Annotated in this window: 19 protein-coding genes; 10 read left to right on the top strand and 9 right to left on the bottom strand. The window is 45.9% G+C overall.

The window, feature by feature from the left end; translation table 11 throughout:
- Window positions 1-111: 111 nt before the first annotated feature.
- Together recB and recD are read left to right on the top strand one after the other, a co-directional pair.
- Complete coding sequence (recB, locus tag AC3D28_RS07590; RefSeq protein WP_488534417.1) at window positions 112-3,780, top strand: exodeoxyribonuclease V subunit beta; 3,669 nt, start codon at window positions 112-114, stop codon at window positions 3,778-3,780.
- A gap of 2 nt (window positions 3,781-3,782) precedes the next feature.
- Entirely contained in the window at window positions 3,783-5,924 is a 2,142-nt protein-coding gene (recD, locus tag AC3D28_RS07585) for an exodeoxyribonuclease V subunit alpha (protein ID WP_488534416.1), read from the top strand.
- Window positions 5,925-6,082: 158 nt separating this feature from the next.
- Here recD and AC3D28_RS07580 read toward each other — a convergent pair whose 3' ends face one another.
- Window positions 6,083-6,310 carry a hypothetical protein gene (locus tag AC3D28_RS07580; RefSeq protein WP_488534415.1) on the bottom strand — a complete coding sequence of 76 codons (228 nt, stop codon included), beginning with the start codon at window positions 6,308-6,310 and terminating at the stop codon, window positions 6,083-6,085.
- Window positions 6,311-6,636: 326 nt separating this feature from the next.
- On the bottom strand, window positions 6,637-7,974 hold the full coding sequence (gene argA, locus AC3D28_RS07575; RefSeq protein WP_098415881.1) for an amino-acid N-acetyltransferase: 1,338 nt from the start codon (window positions 7,972-7,974) through the stop codon (window positions 6,637-6,639).
- Between the two features lie 162 nt (window positions 7,975-8,136).
- Here argA and AC3D28_RS07570 point away from each other — a divergent pair, with 162 nt between their 5' ends.
- From AC3D28_RS07570 to csdE, 4 genes are all read left to right on the top strand, one after another.
- The gene (locus tag AC3D28_RS07570; protein WP_098414975.1) at window positions 8,137-8,592 is read left to right on the top strand and encodes a DUF2850 domain-containing protein; all 456 of its coding nucleotides are present in this window, start codon (window positions 8,137-8,139) and stop codon (window positions 8,590-8,592) included.
- Window positions 8,593-8,828: 236 nt separating this feature from the next.
- Window positions 8,829-9,929: a murein transglycosylase A gene (mltA, locus tag AC3D28_RS07565; protein WP_488534414.1), complete on the top strand. Its 1,101-nt coding sequence runs from the start codon at window positions 8,829-8,831 to the stop codon at window positions 9,927-9,929.
- Between the two features lie 106 nt (window positions 9,930-10,035).
- A complete protein-coding gene (gene tcdA / locus AC3D28_RS07560) occupies window positions 10,036-10,845 on the top strand; it encodes a tRNA cyclic N6-threonylcarbamoyladenosine(37) synthase TcdA (RefSeq protein WP_098414977.1) in 810 nt (269 codons plus the stop codon).
- A 33-nt stretch (window positions 10,846-10,878) separates the two neighbouring features.
- Complete coding sequence (gene csdE / locus AC3D28_RS07555) at window positions 10,879-11,307, top strand: cysteine desulfurase sulfur acceptor subunit CsdE (RefSeq protein WP_488534413.1); 429 nt, start codon at window positions 10,879-10,881, stop codon at window positions 11,305-11,307.
- 99 nt (window positions 11,308-11,406) lie between these two features.
- Here the strand turns inward: csdE and csdA are convergent, their stop codons facing one another.
- From csdA to AC3D28_RS07535, 4 genes are all read right to left on the bottom strand, one after another.
- Complete coding sequence (gene csdA, locus AC3D28_RS07550) at window positions 11,407-12,618, bottom strand: cysteine desulfurase CsdA (protein WP_488534412.1); 1,212 nt, start codon at window positions 12,616-12,618, stop codon at window positions 11,407-11,409.
- Window positions 12,618-13,217, bottom strand: coding sequence for a DJ-1 family glyoxalase III (locus AC3D28_RS07545; protein ID WP_488534411.1), 600 nt, complete (start codon window positions 13,215-13,217; stop codon window positions 12,618-12,620). The genes csdA and AC3D28_RS07545 overlap by 1 nt, the downstream gene beginning before the upstream one ends.
- Window positions 13,214-14,104 (bottom strand): 2-dehydropantoate 2-reductase, encoded by an 891-nt coding sequence (gene panE, locus AC3D28_RS07540; protein ID WP_488534410.1) that lies wholly within the window; start codon window positions 14,102-14,104, stop codon window positions 13,214-13,216. The genes AC3D28_RS07545 and panE overlap by 4 nt, the downstream gene beginning before the upstream one ends.
- Before the next feature lie 108 nt (window positions 14,105-14,212).
- A complete protein-coding gene (locus AC3D28_RS07535) occupies window positions 14,213-14,992 on the bottom strand; it encodes an outer membrane protein OmpK (RefSeq protein WP_488534409.1) in 780 nt (259 codons plus the stop codon).
- Window positions 14,993-15,318: 326 nt separating this feature from the next.
- Between AC3D28_RS07535 and AC3D28_RS07530 the strand changes: the two genes are divergently transcribed.
- Genes AC3D28_RS07530 through AC3D28_RS07515 form a run of 4 tightly spaced genes read left to right on the top strand, consistent with a single transcriptional unit; the run spans window position 15,319 to window position 18,558 of the window.
- Window positions 15,319-15,918 carry an LON peptidase substrate-binding domain-containing protein gene (locus AC3D28_RS07530; protein ID WP_098414984.1) on the top strand — a complete coding sequence of 200 codons (600 nt, stop codon included), beginning with the start codon at window positions 15,319-15,321 and terminating at the stop codon, window positions 15,916-15,918.
- Window positions 15,915-17,273, top strand: coding sequence for a DUF4397 domain-containing protein (locus AC3D28_RS07525; RefSeq protein WP_488534408.1), 1,359 nt, complete (start codon window positions 15,915-15,917; stop codon window positions 17,271-17,273). Before AC3D28_RS07530 ends, AC3D28_RS07525 begins: the two co-directional genes overlap by 4 nt.
- Before the next feature lie 44 nt (window positions 17,274-17,317).
- On the top strand, window positions 17,318-17,902 hold the full coding sequence (locus tag AC3D28_RS07520) for an RNA polymerase sigma factor (protein WP_098414986.1): 585 nt from the start codon (window positions 17,318-17,320) through the stop codon (window positions 17,900-17,902).
- Window positions 17,899-18,558: a ChrR family anti-sigma-E factor gene (locus tag AC3D28_RS07515; protein ID WP_098414987.1), complete on the top strand. Its 660-nt coding sequence runs from the start codon at window positions 17,899-17,901 to the stop codon at window positions 18,556-18,558. The genes AC3D28_RS07520 and AC3D28_RS07515 overlap by 4 nt, the downstream gene beginning before the upstream one ends.
- A gap of 75 nt (window positions 18,559-18,633) precedes the next feature.
- Here the strand turns inward: AC3D28_RS07515 and AC3D28_RS07510 are convergent, their stop codons facing one another.
- From AC3D28_RS07510 to AC3D28_RS07500, 3 genes are all read right to left on the bottom strand, one after another.
- Window positions 18,634-19,986 (bottom strand): AmpG family muropeptide MFS transporter, encoded by a 1,353-nt coding sequence (locus AC3D28_RS07510; RefSeq protein WP_488534407.1) that lies wholly within the window; start codon window positions 19,984-19,986, stop codon window positions 18,634-18,636.
- 76 nt (window positions 19,987-20,062) lie between these two features.
- Window positions 20,063-20,608, bottom strand: a complete 546-nt coding sequence (locus AC3D28_RS07505) for a peptidylprolyl isomerase (RefSeq protein WP_488534406.1) — start codon at window positions 20,606-20,608, stop codon at window positions 20,063-20,065.
- On the bottom strand, window positions 20,608-21,177 hold the full coding sequence (locus tag AC3D28_RS07500; protein ID WP_488534405.1) for a YajG family lipoprotein: 570 nt from the start codon (window positions 21,175-21,177) through the stop codon (window positions 20,608-20,610). Before AC3D28_RS07500 ends, AC3D28_RS07505 begins: the two co-directional genes overlap by 1 nt.
- Between the last annotated feature and the right edge of the window lie 19 nt (window positions 21,178-21,196).

The following is a 21,196-nucleotide window of genomic DNA, read 5'->3' as shown; positions in this document are numbered from 1 at the left end:
CCACAAAACTCTAAATTTTCCAACTTGTTAAGCATATTAATAGAAGTTTAACGATAGATCACAGTTATTAGGCGAAACGCCCCAGTCGATAATCCGGAGAGATTCAGCATTATGGATCAAATGTCAGGTGCAGAGTTAATGAATACTAGGCCACCGCAATCAACGCCACTAGAACCAATGAGGTTCCCTTTGCATGGGGCGAGACTCATAGAAGCATCGGCAGGCACAGGCAAAACGTTCACCATTGGGGGGCTATATCTGCGCCTTCTGCTTGGGCACGGCCGTACTGAAACCAAGCATCGCGTCCCGCTAACGGTCGACCAAATTCTGGTCGTAACCTTTACCGAAGCCGCCACCGCGGAGCTGCGCGAGCGCATTAGGGCAAGAATTCATAATGCGCGAATTGCGTTTGCGCGCGGGCAAAGCTCGGATCCCATTATCCTTCCTTTGCTTGAAGAAGTGGAAGACCACAAACAAGCCGCTGAAATTTTGTTGCAAGCCGAGCGTCAAATGGACGAGGCGGCGGTTTACACCATTCATGGTTTCTGCCAACGGATGCTAACCCAAAATGCTTTTGAATCTGGCAGCCGATTTAATAACGAATTTGTCACAGATGAAAGTCACCTTAAAGCTCAGGTGGTGGCTGACTATTGGCGCAGGAATTTCTATCCATTACCGTTCACTTTAGCTGGCGAGATCCGTCAGTTATGGGGCTCACCCGCAGCGTTGTTATCTGACATCAGCAATTATTTAACGGGAGCGCCTCTAAGTTTGTCAGTGCCGGCGATGCAGGGCAGTTTGGCCGAGCTGCATACCGAAAACCTGAAAAAAATTGATGAATTAAAAGCGCAGTGGCGAGAAAGCCAAGATGATTTTTTAGCGCTTATATCGGGCTCTGATATCAACAAACGCAGCTACACTAAAAAGTCTCTGCCGACTTGGTTAGAGGTGGTAAACGCTTGGGCAGCAACGGAAACCACAGGTTACGATTACCCAGATAAACTGGAGAAGTTTGCCCAGCATGTTCTGCTAGATAAAACCCCGACAGGCAGTGCGCCGCAACACCCTGTATTTGAAGTTATCGAAGCTTTTCTTGCTAACCCAATCAGCCTAAAAGCCCCATTACTTGCTCATGCGATTGAACAGTGTCGGCTGATGTTGGCAAGCGCGAAAAACCAGAAACAATGGCTCTCATTTGATGATTTGTTGACCCAGCTTTCAGCCTCTATCGATAGCGACGAAAGTGAGTTACTGGCCGAGCGAATTCGTACGTTGTATCCCGTCGCGATGATTGATGAATTCCAAGATACTGATCCGCTGCAATACAGCATTTTCAGCCGTATTTATCTGAACAATCCAGAATGTGGCTTATTTATGATCGGTGACCCAAAGCAGGCGATTTATGGCTTCCGTGGTGCCGATATTTTCACTTATATCAAAGCGCGTAACCAAGTCAGTGCCCACTACACACTAGGCACTAACTGGCGTTCAAGTGCGGATATGGTACAGGCGGTGAACCAAGTGTTCGCCTTGCCAGACAGCCCGTTTATCTATGATTCGGACATTCCGTTCTTACCCGTTAATTACAGTCCTAATGCCGAAAAACGCATTTGGGTCATGGGTGGTCAAAAGCAACCGGCATTGACTTACTGGTTGCAAGAGGCGGACGACAAACCACTCCCTAAAGGCGAGTATCTGACTCGAATGGCTGAGGCAACCGCAAGCCAAATCCAGACTATTTTGACTTATGCAAAAGAAGGGCAAGCGTGTCTGGTGAACGGCGAAAAGCAAAAAAACGTCCAAGCTGGCGATATTGCGGTACTGGTTCGAACGGGGAGTGAAGGACGAATGATCAAACAAGCGCTGGCGGACCAAGGTATTGCCAGCGTGTACCTGTCCAATCGAGACAGCGTGTTTACTAGCTCGGTGGCTCAAGATTTACAGCGCCTGCTGCAAGCGGTGCTGACTCCAGAAAATGACCGTGCGCTGCGTGCAAGCTTAGCCTCTGAGCTATTTGCCCTGGATGCAGCCAGTTTGGATGCGCTGAATAACGATGAAACCGTTTGGGAAAACGCAGTCAATGAGTTCAAAGAGTATCGCAAACTTTGGGTGCAGCGTGGTGTTCTGCCGATGCTAAGAGCGGTGATCAGCAAGCGCCATATTGCTGAACGACTGTTAGAAGAAGGTGCGAGCTCACAGGGTGAAAATGGTGAGCGAGTACTGACTGATTTAATGCACATGGGGGAGCTGCTGCAGCAAGCCAGTAATGAACTGGACAGCGATCATGGCTTGCTGCGCTGGTTAGCTCAATCTATTAGTGATGCAGAAAGTGGCTTAGGTGGCAGTGATGACCAAATTCAACGCTTGGAGTCCGAACGTAATTTGGTGCAGATCGTAACGATTCACAAATCAAAAGGTTTGGAATATGACTTAGTCTTCTTACCGTTTGCTTTTAGTTATCGACAAGCCAGCGAAGCGAAATATTACGATGCTGTTAATGACCGTACGGTACTGGATATCACAGGCTATGAAGCATCAATGAAGCAAGCCGACAAAGAGCGTCTCGCAGAAGATTTGCGTCTGATTTACGTGGCACTAACACGGGCCGTGTATGCCTGCTTTATCGGTGCCTCACCTTTGCGGAATGGCCGATCAACCAAAGAGCCGACCGGAGTACACCACAGCGCGATTGGGTATTTGGTACAAAACGGCCAAGAAGGTGGTATCAACGATTTGCACCAAGGTTTAGCAAAGCAACAAGACGAGCTTGATTGTGTCGTTGTGACAGAACCGCCGCAGCAACTCGAAGAGAAGTACGTAGCGCCACAAGAAGAAATACACGATCTTAGCGCGAAAGAGCTGCAAAATCCTATCGATAGAAACTGGCGTATCACCAGTTATTCTGGGTTGGTGAAGCAGGGCTCTCATCATGTTGAGCACGACGCGACCATTGAAATCACTGGTTTCGATATTGATTCTTCTGAAGAGCAGGACGAAGCGGATTTGATGGAACCAGAGCGTTCTATTTTTAATTTCCCGCGTGGTGCTCGTCCGGGGACGTTTCTGCATAGTTTGTTTGAAGAGGTTGAGTTTACCCAACTTGCGACGACCGAAGAGAATACCCAGATTATCCTCAGATTGATGGAAAGTGAGCAGCTGGATGAAGAGTGGTTACCAATTTTACAGCAGTTGATTGATAGCGTACTTGCCACGCCGTTGGATGGTAAGTCTTTGCTACTCAATCAAAAGACACCATCACAACGACTGGTGGAAATGGAGTTTTTGCTCCCAATCGAAGTGTTGTCTGCCCCCGCGCTAAACCGCGTTATTCAACGGCATGACCCGTTGTCTGCTAAAGCTGGGGATTTAGGCTTTCAAACGGTGCAAGGGATGCTGAAAGGTTTTATTGACTTGGTATTTGAACATCAAGGTAAGTACTATGTTCTGGATTGGAAGTCGAATCATCTTGGCGATGAGGTGGCGCATTACCACGGTGAGGCGCTTAAATCGGCGATGGCAGATCACCGCTACGATTTACAATATCAGATCTACGCCTTAGCACTGCACCGCTTCTTACGTAGCCGACTGGCCAATTATCAATATGAGCAACACTTTGGTGGCGTGTATTACTTGTTCTTACGCGGTATGGATGGGCAAAGCGATCACGGTATTTTTGCCGCTAAACCAACCCTCGCGTTTTTACAAGAAATGGACCGTTTGATTGATGGTCAAACGCTAGAAACGCGTTCGACGCAAGCTGGGCAGATGGAGCTACTGTAGTAATGACAAATCATAATCTTCAATCTGACCAAGACCGTCTGATGACGATATTAGAGCGTTTAGCACACAAAGGAGCGATTCGTCAGCTCGATTATCAATTTGCACGTTTTATTTATGCTCAGTGCAAGCAGCAAGCTGAGGGTCAGGCACTGGCATTTATCGCGGGTGTTGTCAGTAGCGAGCTTGGCAAAGGTCATATCTGTTTGGCTTTGTTTGATGCGCAAGGTCAGCCTACCGACGTTGCCAGTAAGTTGGGGTTGTTCGGTGAATCCGCATTAGCGCTCAACACTCAGCTGCAAAGTGTTGACTGGATTCAACTCTTACAAAACGCCACCTTGGTCGGCGCGCAAGGTGAGGCCTTACCATTAATGTTTGATGGTCAACGTTTATACTTGCATCGCTATTGGCACTATGAAGTGACATTAGCAGAGAAGCTCAATCAATTGGGCGCGGCGGTGAATTTGCAGCCGCAAGAGTTTGCGCGTTTGTCTGAATTGCTTAACCATTTGTTTGCGCGTCAATATCATTTTCTTTTTAACGCACTCGCCAAAGCGAATGAAGTCGGGAACAGCAACCAAGTCTTGCGTCAGCAATTGGTGTGTGACCATCTTGATGTGGTCGCAAGCGATGCGTTGGACTGGTCAGCGATTGACACTGTTTTACGTCAGGCTAACAAGGTTCAGGAACTACAATCGCTGGATAAACTTGTGCCACTTTCTGCTTGTGTAAACTGGCAAAAAGTCGCGGCGGCGGTCGCGCTAACCCGTCGGTTTGCTGTGATTTCTGGTGGACCGGGAACGGGGAAAACGACCACGGTAACCAAATTGCTTGCCGCTTTGATTGAACAGGCGACGCAAGAAAAAAATCTCACCATCAAGTTAGTGGCCCCGACGGGGAAAGCCGCAGCGCGATTAACCGAGTCGATAGGCAAAGCGGTGCAAGATCTACCGGTTTCGCCGGATTTAAAAGCAAACATTCCGACCGAATCGAGCACACTACATCGCTTATTGGGCGCGATACCGAATAGTGCTGAGTTTCGTCATAACAAACACAATCCACTGCATTTGGATATTTTAGTGATTGATGAAGCTTCGATGGTCGACTTGCCCATGATGTACAAAGTGGTGGATGCCTTGCCTAAACATGCACGTCTGATCCTCCTTGGCGATAAAGATCAGCTTGCCTCGGTTGAAGCCGGAGCCGTTTTAGGGGATATCTGTTCTTTTTATGCTTTGGGTTACGGCAAAGAGCAAGCTTCGGCTGTGGCGAGGCTGACCGGTTTTGACACCTTAGTGCACAGTACGAACAGTACTTCCAGCATCGCAGATAGCTTGTGTATGCTGCAAAAGAGTTACCGATTCGATGCTCGCTCGGGGGTTGGCCAGCTGGCAAAAGCCGTTAACTCTGGATCCGCTGCTCACCTTGATAGTGTCTGGGCGCGTGATTTTTCAGATATTGAGCACTTTGTCCTGAGTAGCCAACATTATAACCAAATGATTCAGACGTTAGTACAGGAGTACGGTCGCTATCTCAAGCGCCTTGGGCTGCACGAACTTGACCCAAACACAGGAGAGCCCGAGTCTTTAAGCCGAAAAGCCAAAGCGGTGTTAGACACATTTAACCAATGCCGATTGCTGTGTGCGAGCCGTGAAGGCGATTTTGGTGTGGCGGGGTTAAACCAGCGTATTGAGAAAGCACTCTCAGCGCGCAAGTTGATCCAGGTGCAAGATGAGCTTTGGTATCACGGCAGGCCCGTCATGGTGATGCGCAATGATCATGGTTTGGGGTTGTATAACGGTGATATTGGTATTTGCATGCGTGACGACAGTGAAGAAGAGTCACGCTTAAAAGTCTTTTTCGAGTTACCAGACGGCAGTGTGAAATCGATATTGCCAAGCCGAGTGCCAGAGCATGAAACGGCTTATACGATGACGATTCATAAATCACAAGGCAGTGAGTTTGACTACACCTTGATGATTCTGCCACCAGACTTTAGCCCGATATTAACTCGTGAGCTAATATACACGGGGATCACCCGAGCGAAGAAACGCTTAGCCCTCTACGCTGAATTGAATGTGTTGAAGCGAGGGATTAAGGTCCAAACAACGCGTGCTAGTGGTCTGGTGCAGCGGCTCGCGAATTAAAAACGAAAAGACCGAGCGATAGGCTCGGTCTTTTTTGTGCCAATGATAGTCACAAGTCAATGATCAGGATAAACGGAGGGAAAGTACGGAATAACTAGGCGTTTTTTCGATAAGTGGTTATTCTAAAATCAAAAATTGTAACACCTTTATCGAGTATTTTAACCCGCTAGAACGACCTGTTGGTGACTACGGCTGGTATTTTCGTGCTTGGAAAACGCGTTGGTAAACGACACGCTGCGAATTTTATACTGCTGTTGGTAAGCGAGGATAAAGTCACGAATTGCATCATTCACCGGAAATACGCAGTGAACGTCTAGCCCTTCTAAAAACTGATTGTCAGCCATATCCCAGAAGCTTTGAAGTGAATTACAAACGACAGTTTTCATAACAGTGTTGGTCTCGGCTTATTAAAAAGTCAGATAAACAACTGTCCTTGGTGTGCAATACCGAGCTAACTAGTTTTTCAATTGTCCGGCATTTTAGGGTGAAGGTGGAATACCATCACCTAGATCCATTTGTATTGGTTAAAAACCAATCACTAGCGCGGAGTATAGCCAACCATGTGAGTATTGAAAAGCTAGTTTTAAACCAAATTTCAATGTAATGCTTTGCATATTTTACGTGATTGTACTTTAGGTGAACAATTACAGTGGATTATATTATAACCGCACAATACAGCTTGTCAGAGCGCGCAAGCATGTCTAATCGCGTTCTATAAATCGAGTGCTAAGATTTTCGATTTACGTTGGAAATTGTATAAGCCCTGTTTAGCGCCGGGCAAATAATCCACACTGACTTCGTAAAAACCTTGTTCTCGAAACCAATGTAAGCTGTGAGTCGTGAGGACAAAAACGTGATCAATCCCTTCGGATTTAGAGCGGTGCTTCATGTAGTTCAGCAATAGCAAGCCGCGGTTACCGTCTCGATAGTCAGGGTGGATAGCCACGCACGCCATTTCTGCCTTACGTTCTTCGAGGTATGGGTATAGCGCTGCGCACCCGATAATCAAACCGTCTTTCTCGATGATGGTGAACTTTCCAATCTCTTGCTCCAATTGTTCTCTGGAGCGTCTGACGAGTACGCCTTGCTCTTCGAGCGGACGAATAAGATCTAAGATACCACCGATATCGTCGATATTCGCTTGGCGAACTTGCTCCGCACTGGCCATCACCACTTGGGTGCCAATTCCATCGAAAGAGAACAGCTCCTGAATTAATGCACCATCGACTTTATAGCTGATCAAATGGCCGCGAGGGACGCCTGCACGACAAGCCGCGATGGATCCCTTAAGAAAGCGCAAAGTACTGGTATTGTAATCTGAGTTAGGCGAGGTGTTTTCTGAGAGGGTTTTGATGACATGTTCAGCTTCAGTCGGAAGTAATTCTGCGACCGCATTGCCATTGTTATCGATCACACCTTGTTCAGAGCAGAAACCAATCAACTTATCTGCACCGAGTTTTATCGCAAGTTGTGTCGCAACCTCTTCCGACAAGAGATTAAAGCATTCACCAGTGACCGAGCTTGCGATTGGACCTAAAAGAGTAATAGAGCCTTGATCCAGTGTTCGGTTTATAGCGTCGGTATCAATTCGACGAATGCGTCCGCTGTGGCAATAATCGATCCCCTCATCAATCCCTAGTGGTTGAGCAATAATATAGTTTCCGCTGACGACGTTTAGTTGGGTCCCCGCCATTGGAGTATTGTTGAGACTCATAGAAAGGCGAGCTGTGATCGTCAGTTGTAGTTGTCCAGCGGCCTGCATAACAACGGATAAAGCGGACTCATCGGTGATACGAATGTTTTTGTGGTATGGCGTCGTCAAATCTTGTTGTTCTAGTAATTGATTAATTTGAGGGCGCGCGCCATATACCACAACGACTTTAATGCCAAGGCTGTGCATTAGAGCGATATCATTAATGATGTTGCCAAAGTTTTTGTGTGCAACCGCTTCTCCCCCGAGCATGATCACCATGATTTTGCCACGGTGTGCATTAACATAGGGTGTTGATTGACGGAATCCTTTTACGAGAGCGGTACTACGAATTTTCACTACTGCCATTCCTTTGTTTAGTTATGTTAAAATAATGCCTTTTTATTCAGTTTGTGGCAAGTTGAAATTTTGGAACAAAGCACAAACATATGGAGTAGGGTTCTTGGTCCTGTTATAGCGGAAAGTTACAATGCCGGAGTCTTTTCTAAACTCGTGAACTTCATGCCTTCAGCTGTCAATAAGAATGCTGCGATCACTGCTTCAAATCTGTCAAAACCACCGAAGAAATCAATGTTTCGTCAATGCCTAGAAGGTTCTCTGATCCTTTTAGCCGTCGTTGGAACCGTTATTGTGTGTATGCTATATGGTGATTTAATCACGAGATATATTAATCCTCCGATTCAAAAATCGACGATTTACGGTCGTTGGGTCGAACAAGATGTGGCCCCCTATGCGCGTGAAGAGTTTGTGCTGAGTGAGCGTGGTGTTACTGTCAATGGTTCAACGCTTGCCACCAGCTTTGATTTTGATGGTGATACTTTTTCATATAAAGTTGGCTCGAACGAGCGCCACTTTGACTTTGTCAGTAAACAACCAGCCGAAATGAAGTTGGATGCCAATGCGCATTATCTTCCGGTATTTCGCTTAGAAGAACACGCTGATTTGGTGGTGCGCTAGCGGTTTTCACGTGAAGGTGTAAAGACTCTCCTTTTGAAAGTAGCAACATCATTTCAGACATTGTCTGGACAATTCTGTCATTCTTCTACTGATATCATGTGCGCATCTCTAAATGGATGAAATGACAACAGGTAAATGGAGAGGCTTAGTGTTGAAACATTTTGTCGTCGCTTTTCAATTGCGTCATTTGCTTTTGTTTGTCATCCTTTTGCTACCTTCTATTACGGAAAAGTCACGTGTTAAAAAAACTCCTTCCAATCGTTACTTTGAGCCTACTTTTTGGTTGTGCTCAGCAAAATGATCGCGCTCAGCAATACCTTGATGATGAGTTCTCTCAGGTCTTGAACAAAGTGGAGGTCGTTGAGTCCAACAAACCACGCGATTTTACTGAATTTAATAAGCAAGCCGAGCAGGTGGTGATTAACTCACCGTCGATGGCGCTGATGTATCTACCGCTATACCAACGATTGAGTGAATGGGCGCAACAAAGCGGCGAAACCAATGCCTTGAGTGCGTATGGTATTCAAGCGGCGCAGTTAGGCGGCGGCGATAAAAAAGGAAATGTCTTATTTACGGGTTACTATTCTCCGGTAATGGAATTGCGTCATCAACCCAATGACGTATTTAAATACCCCGTTTACGGCAAGCCAAATTGTACATCTGATTGTCCAACACGTGCTGAGATCTATAATGGCGAGCTAGAAGGAAAAGGGCTGGTATTAGGTTATGCGCCGAATCGTATCGATCCATTTATGATGGAAGTGCAGGGCAGTGGCTACGTGCACTTTGAAGATGACGACACGTTGGAATACTTTGCGTACGCGGGAAAGAACAATAAAGCTTACGTCAGTATTGGCCGAATTTTGATTGAACGTGGTGAAGTACCGCGTGAAAAAATGTCACTCAAGGCCATTAAAGAGTGGGTGTTGGAAAATGATGAAGCAACGGTCCGTGAGTTGTTAGAGCAAAATCCATCGTATGTGTTCTTTGCGCCGAAAGCAGAAGCGCCAGTCACGGGGTCGGCGGGGATTCCCTTGCTGCCGATGGCATCGGTGGCGGGTGACCGTTCAATCTTTCCTATGGGGACGCCGATTCTAGCAGAAGTGCCCTTATTGAACGCTGATGGAACTTGGAGCGGCGCGCATCAACTTCGAATTTTAATCGTTCTCGATACCGGCGGTGCGGTAAAACAGAATCATTTGGATCTCTATCATGGCATTGGTGCGAGAGCAGGAACAGAAGCGGGGCACTACAAGCATTTTGGTCGAGTGTGGAAGTTAGGGTTAGAAAATACGCCCACTCAAGCGCCTTGGGCTTTATCGCCAGAAAAGTTATAATAGCCGTTTGATGTAAAGAGGGCTCCCTCTTGCTCATCTAGACATTTCTCAAAAGAGTGCGTATAAAACGCACTCTTTGTTTTCTATCGCTCATCTGGACTTCAATATGCGTGAACTCGATACTCCGGCCTCTGACAGCTACAATCAACGTTTTGGCGGCACACGCCGTCTTTATGGTAACAGTGAAGTAGAGATCCTTCGCGCAGCCCACATTTGTGTGATTGGTATTGGTGGCGTGGGTTCATGGGCAGTTGAAGCACTAGCACGTACTGGTATTGGTGAGCTAACGCTGATCGACATGGACGACGTGTGTGTAACCAATATCAACCGTCAAATTCATGCCATGTCTGGCACCGTGGGTCAAAGCAAGATTGAAGTGATGGCCGAACGCGTGAAGCTGATCAATCCAGAATGTAAAGTCAATCTGATAGACGATTTCATCACGCCAGATAACCAACATGAGTACTTAAGTAAAGCGTTCGACTACGTGTTGGATGCGATCGACAGTGTGAAAGCAAAAGCTTCTTTACTGGCTTACTGCCGTAGCAACAAGATCAAAGTGATCACAACGGGTGGTGCTGGTGGCCAAACTGATCCGACGCAGATTATGGTGGCTGATTTGACGAAGACGATTCAAGACCCACTGGCGAAGAAGATCAAAGATACCTTGCGACGTCATCATAATTTCCCTAAAAATCCTGCACGTAAGTTCGGTATTGATTGTGTGTTCTCAACTGAGCAACTGAAGTATCCGCAAGCGGATGGCTCGGTATGTGGGATCAAATCGACCGCGGAAGGCCCAAAGCGAATGGATTGTGCCAGTGGTTTTGGTGCGGCAACGGTCGTGACTGCCACGTTCGGTTTTGTGGCGGTATCGCGCATCGTTGAAAAGCTGATTCAAAAGTACAAAATATAACTAGCCCCAAAGTATCAGAGAGAAGAGTACATCATGACTGATTTTCCAGTGTCTCCATTTGGCCGTGACATCACGAGCGATGATATTGTCACCGCTATGCAGCAGTTTAAAGGTTGGGAAGATCGCTACCGTCAGGTCATTCAATGGGGGAAAAAACTGCCCAAAATGCCGGAAGGACTTAAATCAGAGCAAGTGACGGTGTCCGGTTGCGAAAGCATGGTATGGTTGGTAAGCCAAGAGCAAGATGGTGTTTGGTCTTTCTGTGCTGACTCTGATGCACGTATTGTCCGTGGCTTGATTGCGTTAGTGATGGCGGCTTACGACGGTAAAAGTGCTGAGCAAATTCAAGCTTTTGATATTGATGCTTACTTCGAACAACTGGGATTAATTGCTCATTTGAGTCCATCTCGTGGCAATGGTTTAAAAGCGATTGTTGAGCAAATCAAAGCGCAAGCCCAATAACGGCTTAGCATACAGACAAGAATAGATAAAAGGGTTGAAACCAAATGGCTTCAACCCTTTTTTACATCAATAGACTGTGAGATCGATAGACGGTGAGTTTTACAGCATATCGACGGCTTTCTCGACGGCAGTAATAAGCTTATCAACATCTTCTAACGTGTTGTAAATACCAAATGAAACACGGACCGTCCCTTTGACATTCAGTGCGTTCATTAGCGGGTGAGCACAATGATGCCCTGCGCGAACGGCGATGCCTTGTTGATCCAGAAGTGTGGCTATATCTTGATGGTGAACGCCGTCCATGACGAAAGTCAGTACTGATGCATTTGGCTGATACCCTAGAATATGGATATCCTCCATTCGATTTAGCGCTTGGTAGGTTTTATCTTGAAGTGTATGAAGGTGGCTTTCCACTTGTTGATGGTTAAACTCTTGATACCATTCAATGGCTTTTGCTAGTGCGATGGCTCCTGCGACGTTTGGTGTACCAGCTTCGAACTTTCCTGGCAGCGCAGAAAAGGTTGTTTTTTCAAACGACACTTTTTCCACCATTTTACCGCCGCCGTGCCAAGGTGGCATCGCTTCTAACAATTCAAGCTTGCCATACAGCACGCCAATGCCTGCCGGAGCATAAAGTTTGTGACCAGAGAACACGTAAAAGTCGATGTCGAGATCGGCAAGGTTCAGTGGTTCATGAACAACACCTTGCGCGCCGTCGACAACCACGACTGCGCCTACATCGTGTGCTAAAGACGTAATTTTCTCTATCGGTTGACGAGAACCGGTCACGTTGGTGATTTGCGCGCAAGCGACGATCTTACACCGTTCAGAAAGCAGGGTAGTAAAGGCTTGCATGTCAAACTGACAGTCTGGAGTCATAGGCACCTTAATGATTTTAGCGCCCGTTTGCTCTGCCACAATTTGCCATGGAACGATATTCGCGTGATGTTCCATTTCGCTGATCAAGATTTCATCACCCGATTTTAACGTACAACGAGCATAGGTTTGAGCGATCAGGTTAAGGGCTTCTGTCGCCCCTCGCGTCCAGATGACTTCTTTACTGCTTGCCGCACCGATAAAATCGGCAACCACTTCTCGCGCCGCCTCAAACTGGCTGGTGGCATTGGCCGTTAAGCGATGGCTACCACGATGAACATTGGCATTTTGAGCACTGTAATAGTGACTAATGACATCAATAACACATTGCGGCTTTTGCGTTGTCGCCGCACTATCAAGATACACCAGCGATGAATCATTAATAACTTGATTAAAAACGGGAAACTGCTTGCGTACAGCGTTTACGTCAAACATTATTCTTCACCAAGCTTGTGATAGTGCAGAGTCGGAAGCGGGATCATAGGCTCAGCCACTGACCATGCATGCTGTTTACCTGAAAGTTGAATGATCACTTCCATCGCAAACTCTAATGCGGTTCCAGGTCCCTGACTGGTGATCAGGTTATGGTTGATATCAAAGGTCACGCGTTTACTGCGCCATTTCTCTTCTGGGATATGAGACTGAAAGCTAGGGTGACAGGTCATTAGGGCTTGCGGAAAAAGATCATGATGTTGCAACACCAATGCAGGGGCGGCACAGATAGCCGCAACCAGTTTGCCCTCGTAAATATGTTGTTTAAGGATTTCTATCATTACTGTGCTATCGCGAAAAACCTCTGCTCCGCCTACGCCGCCTGGCAGAGTAATAACGTCGAACTCACTATCGGCGATATCTACCAGCTTATAATCCGCGGTTAACGTTACGCCGCGAGAGGCTTTCATCGTCAATGCACCATCAAAAGCAGCACTCGCTACCGTGACGTCGTATCCTGCACGAACCATCATATCGATAATGGTCACGGCTTCCATTTCTTCGGTTCCTGACGCGATAGGTACTAAGATTTTTTGATTCATTGTTGTGTCCAGCTTTGCTCTATCTGTTTAATTTGTTGGTAAAGTTTCATATTTTCAGGCACTTCGATGTGATGTTTTTTTGCGGCTTGGAGTAAGTAACCCGTAATAAAGTCGATTTCCGTTTGGCGTTGGTGAAATACATCTTGTTTCATTGAAGAGTAGTTCTCGGCCGTCGCCTTTACCACTTGCATAATCATATCGAAAAGAGAGCAAAACTCGATGGCAATGCCTTCTTTGTTCATCACCTTAACCAATTCTTTAGTGATATTTTCAAGAGAAACTTTAAACGCTGAAGCCGCAAGAGCGCCATTGTTACACTGATGAATAGCGGTAAGTGGGTTGATAGCACAATTGATGGCGAGTTTTGTCCATAACGCAGTATGAATGTTGGGATTCCAAGAGACTTCTGGCAATGCGTGATCCATGACGTCTTGCAGAAAAACACACTGCGTACCTTTGGCATTAAAGCCACCCATTTGTGTGTGTCCGAGGCCAGTATGTCGCACTTGTTCGCGACTTGGCTTGTATGCGCCGTGTGTGGTAGTGGCTATCACAATCGGGTTCTCTGGAAACAGGCTATTCACAGTGGCAGTCGTACCCATGCCGTTGTGCATCAGCATGATAACCGTGTCTGGGTTGATATGTGACATGAGAGGTCGAATAGCCTCTCCCACTTGCCAAGCTTTGACGGTGACCAAGATGAGATCTGCATGGTTTACCGAAGAGATAGCTTGATTACAAAAGGTCGTTGCAGGCGAGTCATCCAGTTGAAGCGTTTGTTGGCTCTCTGAACGTCTTCCCCACAAGGAAACATTGTGCCCAGCACGTTGGAGTTTTGTCGCCCAGAGTGAGCCGATTGCTCCGGGGCCGAGAATTAGAATGTTCACCAAACGCTCTCATTAAAAAGGTTTGCTGCAAGGATAATGAGGGAAAAAAGGAAAGCAAATAAAAATGGCGCCAAAAGGCGCCATTTTTCTATTTGATAACAACTTAGATTAGAAGTTGTATTGAAGGCGGTAAATCAGTAAGTCTTGGTAATCTTTACGAGCTAGCTTGTTTACTGTGTAGCGGTATAGCACACCAGCAGACCAATCTTGGTGGAAGTTCCATAGTAGGTTTAGGCTGCCGTTTAGACCCCAGCTTTCTGAACTTTGGTTGCTTCCGAAATCAGTGCTTTGAATATTAGAATATTCATCGTTACGAGCGAATTCTAGTTCGTTCCAAGTTGAGAATGTGAAGTTTTGATCGGCTAGATTGAAATTGTAGTAACCTACATATCCGAACATACCACCGTTATCACCGCTGATACTACCGTTGTTTATTTGGTGTACACCAATAAACGGAGTAAATGCCCAACCATCACCATTGAGGCCTGTGTAGCCAAGACCTAAAACGCGGTTTTGTTCATGTAAGGCAGACTTGTCAGCATCAGTGTTGTAAATCTGAGCGTACAATGAGATCCCTGAATCAGCTAGATTGTAATGGATTGTTCCTTTTGTCGACGCACCGCGGTCATCACCAGCTCGGTCTACACCTTCGTAATCATAGAAGCCATAAATTTGCCCCCAGTCAAATGCTGCGCCACCTTCAATACCGATTACAAGTTGGTTGCGATCACTGATGTCATTGCCAAAGTTGTCGTTGTCGTTACCAAAGCCATGATCCCAAACTTGGTAATCTGTATACATGCTGCCGAAGCCATATAGATATTCTGCCTGCACCGGCATTGTTGAAAAAGCGGTTACAACACCAAGTGCTAATAGTGATTTACGCATAAGGGGACTCTCTATGTTGTTTGTTATGATTCAGAACACGCAATCTGTGCTGCGCTCTCCAATTGGCTGGAATAATAGCGATAAAAATCGCAAATGAAAGTGATAAAGGGTGCAAAATTGAACGTTTTTGGTGAGGTTCGTCACGAAATTATCTTTATTTACGGAACTTTTTGGGTGTTGCATTGATTTGCAGTGAGTTTGTGATTTTCGTCTGTTTGTTGGGCGATTTTGTGACTTTTTAAGCCAGTCGATTAACCAACATAAATCGTTAGTGATCGGAATGATAAGGGAGTCGTATGTATCGGTGAATCAAAGAGGACGTTTGAATGAAAGAAGTCATGCTATTCCCACTCACTTCAGTTGTACTTCCTGAAGGCAAAATGAATTTGCGAGTTTTTGAGCCAAGATACAAACGTATGGTTAAGGAATGTAGCCTGCAAAATCTTGGTTTTGGTGTTTGTCTTGTTGGCGGTGAGGGTGATCCAAAAGACGTGGGGAATGTTTCATCTATCGGAACTTTGGTCAGAATCGTTGATTTTGAATTACTCAGTGATGGGCTTCTTGGTATCACCGTAACGGGTGAAAAACGGTTTATCGTCAAACGTGTGCGTGCTGACTCGGACGGGTTACGCCATGCTGAAGTTGAATGGTTAGAAAATTGGCAACAGCCAGTTAACTCTCCTGACTTTATTTTTCTAAGTCAGCAGCTAGCACATGTTTACGAAGAGTTTCCACAGCTTGGGAATCTCTACCAACACCGATTTTACGATGATCTGGCATGGGTTACTCAACGTTGGATTGAGTTATTGCCATTGGATTGTCATCTGTTTGAAAAGCTAGTGGGGGCAGAAGATTGTCTGCCTGCTTTGCAATTTCTTTCGGAAGCCATAGAAGCCCCGACCAACAACAAAGAGGCAAGGATATGAAAGGATTTAGCAAAGCTGCATTAACAGTGGTAGCAGCGTTAGGATTGGCAGCGTGTGGCTCTGACAGTGACTCTATCGAATATTCCAATTTGCAAGCCGTACATGCGTCTGCTGATGCGCCGCTTGCAAATGTGTGGATTAACAATCAACCATCATTGACTGATGTAGACTATGGTGTGGGGTCTGGCTATTTAAAGTTGCGTGAAGGGATGAACTCGATACGGGTTGATGTTCAGCTACCGGGGAGTGAAACGGTAACTGTGATACCTAATACGGAGTTGGACCTCGACTCTGACCTCTACTACAGCGTGTTCGTTGTCGGCGATGCAGATGGCACTCCAAACCCAGTGGAACCACTTGTAGTGACGCGAAATGAAGATTCAATGGCAGATGCGAATAGTTTCGATGTTCAGGTGGTTCATGCGGCGTCAGGCGTTCCAGCCGTTGATCTTTATGTCACCAAGCCTGGTATTGACTTAGCAAGTTCAACGCCAGTTGCCAATCTTGCATACAAAGCATCAACGGGGGTGCTCAACCTACCTGCGGGAGATTATCAGGTTCGACTCGCCGTTGGTAATACCGTCGCCTTTGATTCTGGCACCGTGCCACTACCAGCAAATGCAGACTTGACGATAGCTGCGATCAATACGGCAGATTCTACTAGTACTTCGCCAGTTAAGTTATTGGTTCTGGATGGCTCGGACTCTTCTATAGTCGAAGATAAAGGGAGCCAAGCGGAAGCGCGAGTAGGACACCTTGTTGATGGTGCTCCTGTGGTTGATATTAATGTTGATGGAGCACCATTTGCACCGCTAGCTGACTTAGCATTCAAAGACGTTCGAGGTTATCTAGATCTTGAACCAGGTGCGTACGATATAGACGTATTTGTTGACGGTACGACGACTGACCCAATTATCGATGTAGATGGCTTAATGGTATCCGGCGGTATGGACTATAGTGTTTATGCGGTGGGCGTTGTAAACCCTGCGATTGATATTGAAGCGTTAGTTGTCGAAGATATGAGACGAGCAGTCGCCACTAGTGCAACACTAAACGTGACACACGCAGCAGCTAATCCGATAGCAAGCATGGTCGATATTTACCTTACAACAAGCACTGGTATTGACGGCAGTGATCCAACCTTTACTAACTTTGCGTACAAAGAGAGCTTACAAGGAATATACGTTGCTGCAGGCACCTATTATGTAACCGTGACAGTGGCTGGCGATCCAAGTACGGTTGCTGTTGATTCGGCACCAGTCACATTATCGGACGGTGTTGTATATCAAGTAGTTGCTATCGATGATAGTAATAACGGTGGCTTCAACCTGTTGGTTGATGACATCACCGATTAGGACGAATGGGAGGAGAATTCTCCTCCCTTTAATTAAGGCCGATTATGATGAGTGATAGTCCAAAAAAGTTGGGACGCAGTGATTGGAATGATTGCATGACCAAAGTGAAGGCTCGTGATCAGGATGCGTTCGCTTTTGTGTTCCGTTTTTATGCCCCCAAACTGAAGCAGTTCGCCTATAAGCATGTTGGCAATGAACAAGTTGCGATGGAAATGGTGCAAGAAACGATGGCAACGGTTTGGCAGAAAGCCCACCTTTATGATGGTGAAAAGAGTGCTTTATCAACTTGGATATACACCATAATACGTAACCTGTGTTTTGACATGTTGAGAAAACAAAAGGGTAAAGAACTGCACATTCATTCTGATGACATTTGGCCTTCAGAGTATTATCCGCCTGATTTGGTTGACCACTACTCCCCAGAGCAAGATATGCTGAAAGAGCAGGTGGTTAAATTTTTAGATATATTACCGAAAAATCAAAGAGATGTTCTAAAAGCGGTCTATCTTCAAGAGTTGCCGCACCAGCAAGTGGCAGAACTGTTTGATATACCACTCGGTACCGTGAAATCCCGGCTAAGGCTTGCTGTAGAAAAGCTGAGGCATTCAATGCATACGGAGCAACTATGAACAAACACCCAGATAACAACTTGTTAGAAGCATACGCTTCGGGCAGCATTGATGCAGTTTCTGGTCTTGTGGTCGCAACCCATTTAGAAACGTGCGCAAATTGCCGCGCTTATGTTAACCAAGTTGAAGCGAGTCAGGCAAATCTGGTGAACGATATCCCTTCAGATTATGTGCCTGAATTTGATGATATGTTTCATAACATCATTAACGCTGAGCCTATTACTGACCATATTGAGATTCAAGAGTCAGCCCAGGTCAATGTGGCGGGTAAAAGCTTTGATCTTCCTAAAACGTTAGTGCGCTTTTCTGATCTAGTAGGCTCGTGGAGAAGCTACGGTGGCAAGGTATTTAGTGCTCAAATTGACTTAGGCGAAGAGGCGCGAGTGAGTTTGATGTACATAGGGGAAGAGATGCAAATTCCCCAGCATACTCATAAAGGGCTGGAGTCAACATTAATTTTGCATGGCGGCTTTAGTGATGAAGATGGTCAGTACGAAGAAGGGGATTTGATGATTCGAGATGCCTCAGTAAAACACAGCCCATATACTAAAGTTGGTGAAGATTGCTTGTGTTTAACGGTACTGACGGAGCCAATGATTTTTACCCAAGGCGTCGCGCGCATATTTAATATGTTTGGTAAAGGGCTTTATCCATAAACGTACTAACCTTATTCTGACTCAAGAAAAACCACCGAACTTCGGTGGTTTTTTCATTTTACTGGCGGGGTTCTGTTAGTGTTTATAACGTGCCTTTTCCAATAAATCATCGAAGTAATGGCGTAGCGAATACAACATAATTAAGCTCGGTATGACCATCACAGCAGTCAGCACGAAGAACGTGCTCCAGTCATTGAGATAATCAACCAACTCGCCACTAAATGAGGCAAGGGTTGTTCGACCGAAGTTCCCTAACGAGGCGAGCAAGGCATATTGCGTTGCGGAAAACGCTTGGCCGGTCAGGATCGTCAAGAAAGAAACAAAAGCGACGGTAGAAAAAGCCGTGGTAAAATTGTCAACGATGATTGTCGCCAAATACAAATGCTCATTGGGACCTACAGATGCAATCCAAGCAAACATCAAGTTACTGGCAGACATGGCAATGCCGCCAACCATCAGCCCACGCACAATACCAAATCTGACGTTGAACATACTTCCGAGGAAGGTAAAAAAGATGGTTGCGCCCCAGCCAATCAGTTTCGAGTAGTGCCCAATTTGTTCATTGCTGAAGCCGATATCTTTGTAGAACGCGATTGACATGCGGCCTAGAAACGCTTCGCCAATTTTAAAAAGAAAAACAAACAGCAATAGTGTGATGGCCACTCGGACGCCGTTACGATTAAAGAAGTCAAGAAACGGCTCCACAACTGTCACTGTAAACCAAGCGACGACTTTAGATCCAACCACTTCTTTGTGGCGTTGCTCGGCTTCCGATTGCAATTGTTCTCGTTGTGTTTTTGGCTCACCCACTAAAAGTGTGAAAATCATTAGGAGACCGACAATGACCGCCATGCCGTAATAAACGCCATTCCAACCAACGCTATCCGCATTAATAAAAGCTAAGTAACCAGGGAGAGAATAACCTGTCCACCATCCGATCACAGCCATAGCAGAGGCTTGTGGCAGTTTAGACTCTTCCGATTTTGGGAAAGTATCGATACGAAAGGCGTCTATCGCAATATCTTGTGTTGCGGATGCCGTTGCGATGCAAAGGGCGAGTAGAGAGGCAAAGAGCAAGTTCTTCGTAGGATCGACGCCAGCAATAAAAACCGTCGCGATCAACACAATGCTTTGGCAGAAGAAAATCCAGCTACGTCGTTGCCCCAATAAGCGATAGAGCAGAGGCAACTTTACGCGGTCGACCAGTGGAGCCCAAAGAAAGTTAATCGCATAAACCGCGAATACACTACCAAAATAGCCGATAGCAGAGAGAGTTAAACCTGCATCCTTGAGCCAGCCAGACATATTTGAGCCAATCAGTACCCACGGAAAGCCGCTAGAGCAACCGAGCATGAAGACCCACAACAAACGCTTATCGAGGTAACTTTTTACCGTTTCCAACCAAGTGATGGAAGGTAATGAAGACATAGATTAATCCAATTCAATGACGCTATTATGTTGAAAGAGAAAGCCCTTCGTTCATTCAAAGGGCCTTTAGATGGAGTTAGTCAAGCAGCGTTGCTTTAGTGATGACGATTTGTGTCTCTGGAACATCGCGCATTCGACCGAACGAGTTGGTAGGTTGTTTGGCCATGTTTTGGATTACGTCAAAGCCTGCTGTCACCTGACCAAAAACCGCATAGCCTGGTGGGCGGGCGTCGTAATTAAGAAAGTCATTGTCGACCAAATTAATAAAGAATTGACGAGTAGCAGAATCTGGCGCGTTGGTACGAGCCATCGAGATAGTCGCGCGATTATTACTTAAACCGTTGTTGCCTTCGTTTTTAATTGGCGCGTAAGTTTTCACCATTTTCATGTCTTGGTTAAAACCACCACCTTGAGCCATAAAGCCAGGGATTATGCGGTGGAAAACGGTGCCTTCATAACTGCCATCCTCAACATACTTAAGGAAGTTCGCTACGGTAATCGGGGCTTTGTCTTCATTTAACTCAACAGTAAATGAGCCTAACGTTGTTTCAAATGCCACCTTAGGCCCTGCCCAAACACTGCAACTTAATAGTGCGAGAGAAAGAATCGCTTTGCGTAGCATTAGAATCGCTCCTGCATGTATTGACGAAGTTCAGGGTCATTCGCAATTTCTTTTAACGTTAAAGTCACCACATCATTGAGTATTTGTTCAATATCGGCATCAGACGCACTTAATGTACCAGAGCGTGTTGCAGTGCCTGTGTAGGTTTTAACCAGTTTTCCCTGCGGAGTTTCTGCGATGATGTCAAGAATCACTTTGGCATCCATCTCGTTTTCCATGACCGAGTGCTTCACGTTTACCAACGCTTCTTGAACGTTAAGTTGAATCGCATTATTACTGTTTAAATCAGTCTGGAAACCTTGAGAAGAGAATTGCTGTTCTAAAGCTTCTTCTAAAGTAATACGTAAATTCTGCTTAGCATGAAGAGGGAGAATATTCGAACGACCGTTATCAACTAATGCAATGTATTGTGCTGCACGTACATCTTTGCTGGTCAAGCTGTAAGATTTGCCTTGAACAATTGGGTTTGTGCTTAGCGTGCTTACAGGCATTAAATTCAGCTGTGCTTGTTGAGGTGCTGAACATGCAGCAAGCAATGCAACCGAAGCTGCAAGGACCAATTTTTTCATTTTATTATTCCTTTTAAAT

This window comes from Vibrio sp. TAP-3B, assembly GCF_057784735.1.
The sequence above is the reverse complement of the archived record's forward strand: the minus strand, read 5'-3'. Positions and strand labels throughout refer to the sequence as shown.

Bases quoted from the DNA above. Each gene is read 5' to 3' on its own strand.
- recB (WP_488534417.1), top strand. From the start codon at position 112: ATGGATCAAATGTCAGGTGCAGAGTTAATGAATACTAGGCCACCGCAA.
- recD (WP_488534416.1), top strand. From the start codon at position 3,783: ATGACAAATCATAATCTTCAATCTGACCAAGACCGTCTGATGACGATA.
- AC3D28_RS07580 (WP_488534415.1), bottom strand. From the start codon at position 6,310: ATGAAAACTGTCGTTTGTAATTCACTTCAAAGCTTCTGGGATATGGCT.
- AC3D28_RS07570 (WP_098414975.1), top strand. From the start codon at position 8,137: ATGCCTTCAGCTGTCAATAAGAATGCTGCGATCACTGCTTCAAATCTG.
- tcdA (WP_098414977.1), top strand. From the start codon at position 10,036: ATGCGTGAACTCGATACTCCGGCCTCTGACAGCTACAATCAACGTTTT.
- csdE (WP_488534413.1), top strand. From the start codon at position 10,879: ATGACTGATTTTCCAGTGTCTCCATTTGGCCGTGACATCACGAGCGAT.
- csdA (WP_488534412.1), bottom strand. From the start codon at position 12,618: ATGTTTGACGTAAACGCTGTACGCAAGCAGTTTCCCGTTTTTAATCAA.
- AC3D28_RS07545 (WP_488534411.1), bottom strand. From the start codon at position 13,217: ATGAATCAAAAAATCTTAGTACCTATCGCGTCAGGAACCGAAGAAATG.
- AC3D28_RS07535 (WP_488534409.1), bottom strand. From the start codon at position 14,992: ATGCGTAAATCACTATTAGCACTTGGTGTTGTAACCGCTTTTTCAACA.
- AC3D28_RS07530 (WP_098414984.1), top strand. From the start codon at position 15,319: ATGAAAGAAGTCATGCTATTCCCACTCACTTCAGTTGTACTTCCTGAA.
- AC3D28_RS07525 (WP_488534408.1), top strand. From the start codon at position 15,915: ATGAAAGGATTTAGCAAAGCTGCATTAACAGTGGTAGCAGCGTTAGGA.
- AC3D28_RS07520 (WP_098414986.1), top strand. From the start codon at position 17,318: ATGATGAGTGATAGTCCAAAAAAGTTGGGACGCAGTGATTGGAATGAT.
- AC3D28_RS07515 (WP_098414987.1), top strand. From the start codon at position 17,899: ATGAACAAACACCCAGATAACAACTTGTTAGAAGCATACGCTTCGGGC.
- AC3D28_RS07510 (WP_488534407.1), bottom strand. From the start codon at position 19,986: ATGTCTTCATTACCTTCCATCACTTGGTTGGAAACGGTAAAAAGTTAC.
- AC3D28_RS07505 (WP_488534406.1), bottom strand. From the start codon at position 20,608: ATGCTACGCAAAGCGATTCTTTCTCTCGCACTATTAAGTTGCAGTGTT.
- AC3D28_RS07500 (WP_488534405.1), bottom strand. From the start codon at position 21,177: ATGAAAAAATTGGTCCTTGCAGCTTCGGTTGCATTGCTTGCTGCATGT.